Source organism: Saccharicrinis sp. 156 (assembly GCF_050589685.1).
Classification (GTDB): Bacteria; Bacteroidota; Bacteroidia; order Bacteroidales; family Marinilabiliaceae; genus Saccharicrinis.
In genome coordinates, this window is the sequence record NZ_JBNGOS010000093.1 from 1 (window position 1) to 2,810 (window position 2,810).

A 2,810-nucleotide genomic window follows, 5' to 3' on the forward strand; every position below is an offset into this window, starting at 1 on the left:
TGTATGTGTTTTTGTACCAATAGGTTCCCTTAAGTTAACGGCTATGGAAAGTAATCGGGACAAGTGATGCCTCGTTTTCAGTAATGCCTTGTTTTATTGTACTTGCAATGCTCATGACGAACCTCCAATACATAAGCCGGGTTCAAGGCTGATATTGAAAAAATAAAGGTGTAAGGCAACGACAACAAAATTATAAATACCAACTAATATGAGACACTATGGCATTTTATCAATTTAAACGGGAACAAATTGTGAATTCATCTCCCGAACAGCTTTGGGATTTTATTTCGTCGCCGGTGAACCTTAAAAAAATTACACCTGCTTCTATGGGGTTCGAAATAACATCCGGAAGTTTGCCTGTAAAAATGTATGCAGGTATGATCATCAGTTACCGTGTTAAGCCTTTGCCGGGTTATAGTACCACCTGGGTTACAGAAATTACCCATATTGAGCCCGGGAAATATTTTGTTGATGAACAACGGCAGGGACCATATTCCCTTTGGCATCATGAACATTTGTTGGAAGTAGTTAAAGGAGGTGTTAAAATGACCGACATCATTTCTTATGCTCCTCCCTTTGGCATATTGGGTAGAATTGCCAATGCGGTATTGATTAAAAACCAGCTCAAAAAAATTTTTGATTACAGGGTTGAGGCGATCTCAAAAATTTTCCCGCCCCATTAACAAGCAGGTTGAATTACTTTGTCAACGATCATTTGTTTCCACTGAATTGATAAAAAAAAAGCATTAAAACGCGATCTGTCTATTTCTATACTTTCAGGGTCAATTCATGTATAGCATTTTGGGTAAGATGCATTTATTATTGGATTTTTCAAAAGCAGAAAAAGTTGGCATCCCGCTAGCTATCGGGCGGTGAGCCTTTTTATCGTGAAGAAAAATGAAATAAGGAAAAAGCCTGGCCCGTAAGGGTATGCTTGACACTAAGGTTTTTTCATATATTCCTGCTGTTGGATGACCACCACTTTGCGGATATCCACAGATGGGGTATAACCATAATCATAGCAAAAATAATACAGGTTGCCGCCGTTACTCCTCCAGGTGTGCGTCAGGAATTTGAAATCCATGCCCAACGATGTTAAAAACTCTTTTCGCACGGTTGCTTTTCCCTGCGGGCAGGCTTTATACAGGGCACTTCTGTTGGTCCTTAATTGCTTATTCACCTTCCGTATCAAAGCTTCTTTGGTATTTGGATTTCGGTTGTGGTAGAGACTTTTGCAGTGGGCGTTGCAAAATTGCTTGTCAATTCTTCCTTTTAGTTCCGTATTGCAAAACAAACAGAAAGTGGGTTCCGGAGTCATGGTCATAAATTTTTTTTATACATACAAATAGGTGATTATATTTACTTATCAGAATTATTATACGTCTATTTACGTAAGTAAACGTTTAATAAACGGCTAAGTCCTTTGAATTGATTTTATTTGTTATAGACTTTAATTTATCTGTTATGGACACAAAACCGGTTATTTACTTAAACCACTGGGATTATAACCAGTACGCATTGGTAAAGCTTTATTTTAAGCATCGAAATAGTGACCTTATTCGTAATTTAAAGAATTGTGCTTTTATAAGATATAGCAAAGAATACAAGTGCTTTTATTTCATTAAAAGTAAAGAAAATCTTGAATTATTTTTCAGTTCCTTTTCACGCAGTGTTGAGATTAATGATTGGTATCTAAGTAAAATAGAAAAGCCTTTTTGTATAGAATCCGCAAAAGTTACAGCGGAAAGATATATTGAGAGGTTAAAGTTATGCAGGGTGAAGAATAAATTTCAACTATGGATGCTGCCGGTGGCGGATAAAGAATACCCAAGGCATATATTAATCAGGTTTAAGTACAATAAAAGCCTATATAGGATACTAAAAGACATGGAGATTACACATTGGTCATCAAACTATAGGTCATTCCTAATAGAAAGAAAAAATGAAAATATAAATAGGGTATTGAGGAAGTTACGGTCAATCTCGAGAATTTCCATTTCAAAAGAGCTGGAGATAAATAATGCGGAGACTATACAGTTGTTGCTTGAGCAAGCTTATGATCCGGCGAAGTTTAAGTCTTGTCCAACCGCATATATAAATAAGCTCGTTGCCATGAACTATAGTAGGAGTACGATAGCAAATTACCACAAGTATTTTTCGGAATTTGTTAATTTTTACATTAATAAAGATATCGACAGTTTCGAGAAAGATGATATTGAGGCGTATGTTAGATTGGTTAGGGATTCAAAAGATGTTTCAACCCAATATGTTCATATGTTAATAAGTGCCATTAAGTTTTATTACGAAAAAGTATTGGGAAGACAAAAAGAACGTTATGAAATCACACGTCCTCAAAAAGAATGTAAATTGCCCAATGTTATGAGTGAGAATGAGGTACAGCAATTGTTAAAGAGTAGTGAGAATTTGAAACACAAGTGTATATTATTGATTATATATTCTGCCGGACTTCGCCGAAGCGAGGTGCTAAACATTAAGATTAGTGATTTGAACAAGGACCGGAATATGATTTTTATAAGGGGGGCTAAAGGAAGAAAAGATCGTTATACTATTTTTTCAGATAAAATAAGAGATAAACTTAGGCAGTATTACCTGGAGCATAAACCCAAAAAATGGTTGTTTGAAGGGCAATATGGTGAGCGATACTCGGTAGGTAGTATACAAAAGATATTTGAAAAAGCTTGAAAATATAAAAAGCCCTATCGATAATTTAGATATATAGTCTCTGCACGTAAACCCGATATGTATTCACGCTCAACTGGTTAGTGTTGAAAACTAGTTAGAATCTTTAT

The 2,810-nt window shown here is 35.7% G+C and carries 3 protein-coding genes; 2 read left to right on the forward strand and 1 reads right to left on the reverse strand.

The features are described from left to right. The first annotated feature begins 218 nt into the window (after positions 1–218). Positions 219–683, forward strand: coding sequence for an SRPBCC family protein (locus ACRD64_RS25110; protein WP_430937368.1), 465 nt, complete (start codon positions 219–221; stop codon positions 681–683). A 257-nt stretch (positions 684–940) separates the two neighbouring features. Here ACRD64_RS25110 and ACRD64_RS25115 read toward each other — a convergent pair whose 3' ends face one another. Further along, complete coding sequence (locus ACRD64_RS25115) at positions 941–1,324, reverse strand: hypothetical protein (protein WP_430937370.1); 384 nt, start codon at positions 1,322–1,324, stop codon at positions 941–943. Between the two features lie 140 nt (positions 1,325–1,464). Here ACRD64_RS25115 and ACRD64_RS25120 point away from each other — a divergent pair, with 140 nt between their 5' ends. Next, positions 1,465–2,703 carry a tyrosine-type recombinase/integrase gene (locus ACRD64_RS25120; protein ID WP_430937372.1) on the forward strand — a complete coding sequence of 413 codons (1,239 nt, stop codon included), beginning with the start codon at positions 1,465–1,467 and terminating at the stop codon, positions 2,701–2,703. Positions 2,704–2,810 lie beyond the last annotated feature (107 nt).

What these genes read in the sequence shown, in the direction of transcription:
- ACRD64_RS25110 (WP_430937368.1), top strand. Translation starts at nt 219, where the DNA reads ATGGCATTTTATCAATTTAAACGGGAACAAATTGTGAATTCATCTCCC.
- ACRD64_RS25115 (WP_430937370.1), bottom strand. Translation starts at nt 1,324, where the DNA reads ATGACCATGACTCCGGAACCCACTTTCTGTTTGTTTTGCAATACGGAA.
- ACRD64_RS25120 (WP_430937372.1), top strand. Translation starts at nt 1,465, where the DNA reads ATGGACACAAAACCGGTTATTTACTTAAACCACTGGGATTATAACCAG.